General features: G+C 59.3%; 4 protein-coding genes. All 4 read left to right on the top strand.

All coding sequences use genetic code 11. The annotated features are described in order from the left end of the window. Positions 1–1,879, top strand: a 1,879-nt coding sequence (locus ABX749_RS17300; RefSeq protein ID WP_372897066.1) for an ATP-binding protein, incomplete at its 5' end; no start/stop codon positions are given. A 473-nt stretch (positions 1,880–2,352) separates the two neighbouring features. Next, positions 2,353–2,964 carry an RNA polymerase sigma factor gene (locus tag ABX749_RS17295; RefSeq protein WP_372897065.1) on the top strand — a complete coding sequence of 204 codons (612 nt, stop codon included), beginning with the start codon at positions 2,353–2,355 and terminating at the stop codon, positions 2,962–2,964. Then, entirely contained in the window at positions 2,961–6,029 is a 3,069-nt protein-coding gene (locus tag ABX749_RS17290; protein ID WP_372897064.1) for a von Willebrand factor type A domain-containing protein, read from the top strand. The genes ABX749_RS17295 and ABX749_RS17290 overlap by 4 nt, the downstream gene beginning before the upstream one ends. A gap of 169 nt (positions 6,030–6,198) precedes the next feature. Then, positions 6,199–6,404, top strand: a 206-nt coding sequence (locus ABX749_RS17285) for a hypothetical protein (RefSeq protein WP_372897063.1), incomplete at its 3' end; no start/stop codon positions are given.

The following is a 6,404-nucleotide window of genomic DNA, read 5'->3' as shown; positions in this document are numbered from 1 at the left end:
TGACTGGTCGGCGTTCGGGAAACAAAACCAGGTCGCGTTGGAAAATCTTCCCGTGGGCGACCATACGCTGGAAGTTCGCGTTTCCGATGGCGACGCCAACGTTTCACCGGCGGCACGCGCGGTTGAAATCACGGTGCTCCAACCGTATTGGATGCGAACCTGGTTCCTGTCCGTCGCCGCGATGCTGTTGGCGTTGATCACTTGGCTGGCCACCAGTTTGATCCGCCGCACCCTCGCCCTGCGGCGGACCAACCGACAACTGCAACGGGCACGCGAAGAACTGGCCAATCAGTTTGCCGAAAAGTCGGCGCAGTTTCGGGCCGTTTGCGATTGCTCACCCGTCGGCATCTTTGTCACCAACAATGCGAACGAAATCACCTACTTCAACAGCTACTTGGCTGAAGTCGCCGGGCTCCCGGGCCGACCGAACTCGCAGACCACTTGGCTGGACATGGTGCACCCCGAAGACCGTGATCGCTTGGTCAATACCTGGCACGCCGAGGTCGACAAGGACGACGGCAAACAATTCAACTTCTCGGGGCGGTTCCGGCATGCCGACGGAACGATTCGCAGCTTCAACGTGGTCGCCGACCGAATCGAGCGCGACGGGCAGCGTCTCGGATACGTCGGCGCCCTCGAAGATGTCACCGAAAAGCTGATCGCCGATCAAGAACTCAAAGAAAGCAATCTGCAATTGCGCGAGGCACTCGATCGTTTGGCCAACGCCCAAGAGATCGCCATCAAGCGTGAACGACTCAACGCGCTCGGCCGGATGGCCGCCGGCGTGGCTCACGACATCAACAATTCGCTGACACCGCTGCTGACCTACGCCGAGATGCTCGAACAAGATTCCGACCTGCAAGGGGCAAGTCGGAATTGGCTGAAACTGATTCGACTGGGCGTGACCGATACTGCCGAAACGGTTCGCCGCTTGGAACACTTTTATCGTGAATCACACAATCGGGAGTTCCTGGAAGTCCTTGACCTGGATCACATCGTCACGCAATCGGTCGAGTTGACTCGCCCCCGTTGGCAAAACGACTCGCTTTCGACGGGGAAACAAATCAGTGTGCACACCGACTTCTCGGCCAATCCCTTGGTCAAGGGAAATGGGACGCAGTTGCGTGCGGTTCTGACCAATCTGATTTTCAACGCCGTCGATGCGATTGATGATCATGGCCAGATCACCATCCGCGTCTACGCCGATGAAAGCAGCGCGATCGTCGATGTTTCCGACTCCGGCCGCGGAATGTCCGCCGAACAACTGCAACATTGCACCGAACCGTTCTACACCACCAACACCAAAGGCAGCGGCTTGGGCCTCAGTGAGTGCGATGGCATCGTCCGCCAGCACGGCGGCAAACTGCACGTCCAATCCAGACCGGGCAAAGGAACGACGGTGCAATTTCGGTTGCCACGTGAACACGAGACACAGCCGCCGATCGACGAAGATTCGGTTCCGACTGCTGCCGCATTGGATGCCGACGCGGATGGCGCGGAGACGTCCCGCCGGGCACCCGACGAATTCCGCGTGCTGTGCATCGATGATGACGAACTGGTCCGGCAATCAACCGTCGCGGTCCTGCAATCGCTGCAACTGAGCGTCGAAACCGCCGAAGACGGCCCGACCGCGTTGAAACGGTTGCAGCAGCAAGAGTTTCAGCTGGTGCTCTGTGATCAGGGCCTGCCCGGAATGGACGGGCTGACCGTTCTCAAGCACATCAAGTCACGCCAACCGAATCTGCCCGTGATCATGGTCTCCGGTTGGTCGTTGCCGCAATACGACGGCGTGCAACCGGATGGATTTCTGGAAAAGCCATTCGCAATGCTCGATCTGACGCAGCTGATCGAGTCGCTTTTGGAATGTGCCGACGCGTAGACATTCGGGGTCGCGGAAATTCTCCCCCTCGCTGCGCTCGACCCTCCCGCACAGAGGTCGTGCGGTTTTCAAGTTGTTGATCACAAGGGGTTTTCGTCACTCTCCGCCGGGGCATTGGTATCTGAACACGTCGCTGTTTGCCCAAGGGGCATGCATATCCATAGCCTGGGGCAAGCAAACCGAGCATTTGCGAGGGTTGCGCCGCCCCAGGAATCTCATTGCAATGAGGTTCAATTTGGCCAACGGCCATGCACAACCTTCGCGTTTGACGAGGCATTTGTGTATGGCCGTTGGCCAATTCCTCCGTTCTCGTTTGCGGAACTTGGGCGATGCCCAAGGCTATGGATGTGAACGGCCGTTGGCCGAAACCATCCATCGAAAACGCCCGAGACGGGGATTCCGGAAAAAGATGCCGGAAACTTGCTAATAAATTCCTTCGCGATGAGTCTGTTCCTGTGCGAGGATAAGGGGTCGTGATTCAATTTCGCCAGGCGAACCGAACCGAATACATGTTGAAACAGACTCCTGATGTCAAACAATCGGGCGCCGAGGGCGAGTGTCAGCTGCCCCTGCGCGCCTTGTTTGAAACCGAGGAGACGCCGCTGTTGCGTTACGCGTTTTCGCTGACCGGACGGCGTGCGGTGGCAGAAGAGATCGTTCAAGACGTTTTTTTGCAGCTGCACGCCCGCTGGGATCAGGTGGACTCGCCCAAGGCGTGGCTGTTCCGCAGCGTCCGCAATCGGGCCTTCAGCTACATCCGACACATCAAACGCGAATCGCTCTCCAGCGATGACGGCAAACCGTCATCGGACTACAGCGACACCGGCTTCAACGAAACCGGAGACGAGACGCCTGAAGACATGCTGCTGCGAATGGAAGCCGCCGGCGCGCTGCGCCAAAGCTTGCTGGAACTCGATGAAGCGGATCGGCAGCTGGTCAGGTTGAAGTATTTCGAAGACCTCACTTACCGCGACATCAGCATCCAAACCGGGCTCACCATCGGCAACGTGGGCTACCGATTGCACCACATTTTAAAAAAGCTGGCCGGCAAACTCCGACCACTCGGAATCGACGGAAGCTCATGAACGAAGCATCTCAAAACGACCGCCTTGACCCCGATCTGGAAGCTCGCATCGTTGCACTCGTGCTCGGCGAAGCGTCGGAGCTGGAACGCGATCAACTGAACCGATTGATCGAGCAGCGTCCGGAATTGGCAGCGGTCAAAAAACAATTCGAATCCATCGATGGACTCATGCGCGACGTCAGCTCGGACGAAGCCCCGCCGGAAGACGAGGACTGGAAACTGCCCGCGGAGAGACGGCACAAAGTGCTGGCCGCGATCAGTGGCCAAGCGAAACAAACCGGCGACGCGCAACCACGGTTGCCGACCAGCCACTTCTGGAATGCCACTCGCGTTGCCATCTCCTTGGGCATCGCCGGCCTGTTCCTGATGCTCGCCACCGGCGCATTCATGATGCAGGAGTCGCGTCAAGTCGGCTCGGTCGCGACCGATATGCAACGCGACTTCGCAGCAGACTTCGATGTCGAGGAGTCCGCGTCGGTCGAGTTCGAAGCGTCGATCGACGAGGAATATCTGTTCGAAGACGAATACGCGGTCAGCGGCGCGGGACGACGATTCCGCGGTAGCCAACTGGCGAGACCAGCGAAACCACAAAGCGGCGTCACATTCGGCGACACGGCGGATTCGAAATCCTCGCTGTCGGCCATTCGAGACAGTCTCGGTGTCGATGCGATCAAAAAGGAAGCTGTGCCCCCGTCAGCCTACTACTTGCAAGACGACGTGCAGTACTTCCCGACCGTTCCCAGCCCCCCTTTGCCTGAGGTGGCTGCCGCAGCGGATAAGTCGGGCGCGATCAATGGCCAGGCCTTCCCGTCCAAAGACAAATGGAGCGAAGTAGAGGCGTCACCGGAGTTCGCCGCCGGCGGGATGAAGCGCTTTGATGACGGGATCGAGCGATCCGGTCAGGTCGCGAAGGCAGCCCCACAAGCGGCTACCAGGTTCGGCAGAGGCATCACCGACTTCGAAACGGCGCAGCGCGGTGAACCAACGCAACGCCCCGATGACCAGAACGGCGCGGCCGGTGCGGCACTCGGCTTCCAAAGCGGGGCGGGCGGCGGCATGGGCGGTGGCGGATTCGGCGGCGGGATCGGCGGAGAACCATTCGGAAGCACTGCGTCACCACAGCAAGGACTGGCCGAGGGATCCGACCCCATGATGGCCGGGATGGAGTTGATGGAAGGGATGAGCATGATGGGCGAGGCAACCGTGCCGCCGGCCAACCGTCCAGGCAGCGGTCGGTTTTACGAGTCCGACGCCCTGTCGTATTCCATCCCGGCACCCGAAAGCGCACCGGAAGCCGTCGTACCCGAAGCCATGCTACGCGAATTGGAGGAACGATCCGATCTCGCAGTGACCGCGCCGGCGGAGCAAAAACATTTCCTCGACACCCCCAAAATCGTCATTCCTCAGGAGGAGGAACCGGCGCTGTTGGAAACCCGTGCTCTCAGTCGGCGGACGCGTGCGGCGATCGCCGGAAAAACGGTCACGCTCAGTGATCTGCAATCCACCCCATCGAAACCGGTGACACAGTGGGGCGCGGGGATGAATGAGCTAGACGGACTTGCGACTGCCGATCGATCAAAAAAGTTGCAGGACCTGCAATCGGGACTTCAACGGCAAGCCGGCCAGGTCGCCAGCAAGGGCAAAGACGACTACCTGTTTGGCGACCCGCAGGTGAATTTCGAGACCGAATCGCTCAAGCGTTCGAGCATCGAAAAGTCGCCCGTGCCGGACGGACTGGATGAGAAAGACGCCGCGAGCGAAGCGTTTTCAACCTTCTCGCTGCACGTCAGTGATGTCTCGTTCAAACTCGCCGCCGCGGCGCTCGCCCGAGGCGAATGGCCCGAGCCGGCAAAAATTCGCATCGAAGAATTTGTCAATGCATTGGATTATGGCGATCCGATGCCCAGCCAAGACGAAAAGGTTGCCTGCCGGCTTGAGCAAGCCATCCATCCGTTTCTGCAACAACGCAACCTGCTGCGTGTCTCGATGCGGACCGCCGCCGCCGGACGTGCTAGCAACACACCGCTGCGTCTGACGTTCCTGTTGGACAACTCCGGATCGATGGAACGCATCGACCGGCAACAAACCGTCCGCCGCGCATTCGCCCTGCTCGCCCAACAACTCAAACCACTCGATCAAGTCACCTTGATCAGCTTCGCACGCCAACCGCGACTGCTGGCCGACAAGGTCGACGGATCCCAGGCTCAACGGCTCGTCGAGCTGATCGATAACCTGCCCAGCGAAGGTGGGACGAACATCGAAGCGGCATTGCAACTGGCGTTTGAAAAAGCCCGTGAACATCAGACCGACGGCGCGCAGAACCGAATCATTTTGCTCACCGATGGCGCCGTCAACTTGGGTAACGCCGACCCCGAAAGCCTGTCGGGGCGGATCACCACGATCCGCGAAGCGGGCATCGCCTTTGACGCCGCGGGAATCGTCGCCGAAGGACTCAACGACGAAATCCTGGAAGCGCTGACCCGCAAGGGCGACGGCCGCTACTACCTGCTCGATTCACCCGACGATGCCGACGACGGCTTCGCCAGCCAAATCGCCGGCGCCCTCCGCCCCTCGGCCAAGAACGTCAAAGTGCAAATCGAATTCAATCCCAAACGCGTCGGCCACTACAAATTGCTCGGCTTCGAAAAACACCTGCTCAAGAAAGAAGACTTTCGCAACGACAAGGTCGACGCCGCCGAGATGGCAGCGGCCGAAGCAGGTGTGGCGGTCTATCAATTCCAAGCCAAACCCGATGGCGAAGGAGACGTCGGTTCGGTCTCGGTCAGGTTCCAAGACCTGTCGACCGGACAGATGATCGAAAACCGCTGGCCGATCCCGTACGAACCCAACGCACCACGCCCCGACCAAGCATCCGAATCGATTCGCATCGCAACCGCCGCCGCACTGTTCGCGGCCAAGCTCCGCGGCGACCCGCTCGGCGCCAACGTCGACCTGAAAACCCTCTCCGATCTGCTGGCCGGATTACCCGACCAAGACCGCAATCGCAAGCGAGTCCAACAACTGCAAATGATGATCAGCCAAGCCCGACAACTGGTCGGGAATTGAAACGATTTCAAGTTTCAAGTTTCAAGTTTCAAGTTTCATGTTTCATGTTTCATGTTTGAGATTTGAGATTCTCAGCACGTCTCTCCTCCGGCCCTGCACAGCTTTCACACTCGAAACGACCACCACGAGTTAGCCAAGAACGAGACTCGCACTCCAAGGAAATGCAACCATGAACGCATCCACCTCGACCGCGCCCCGAATTGCGTTCACCGTGTTCCTCACGCTGTTTCTGCTGGGAATGACCTTCTCGCTGAGCCATCGCGGCCACGCCCAGGATGACGCACCGCAAGCCAAACTGAGCAGCTCCATTGCCGGTGACGGCACGGGGACGATCGTCGTGGAAGCCCGCGGACAAATTCCCGACCCACCGGTTTT

The sequence above is a fragment of the Stieleria sp. genome (assembly GCF_041595215.1).
Lineage (GTDB): Bacteria > Planctomycetota > Planctomycetia > Pirellulales > Pirellulaceae > Stieleria > Stieleria magnilauensis.
The sequence above is the reverse complement of the archived record's forward strand: the minus strand, read 5'-3'. Positions and strand labels throughout refer to the sequence as shown.

Coding starts and splice junctions, on each gene's coding strand:
- ABX749_RS17290 (WP_372897064.1), top strand. CDS start 2,961: ATGAACGAAGCATCTCAAAACGACCGCCTTGACCCCGATCTGGAAGCT.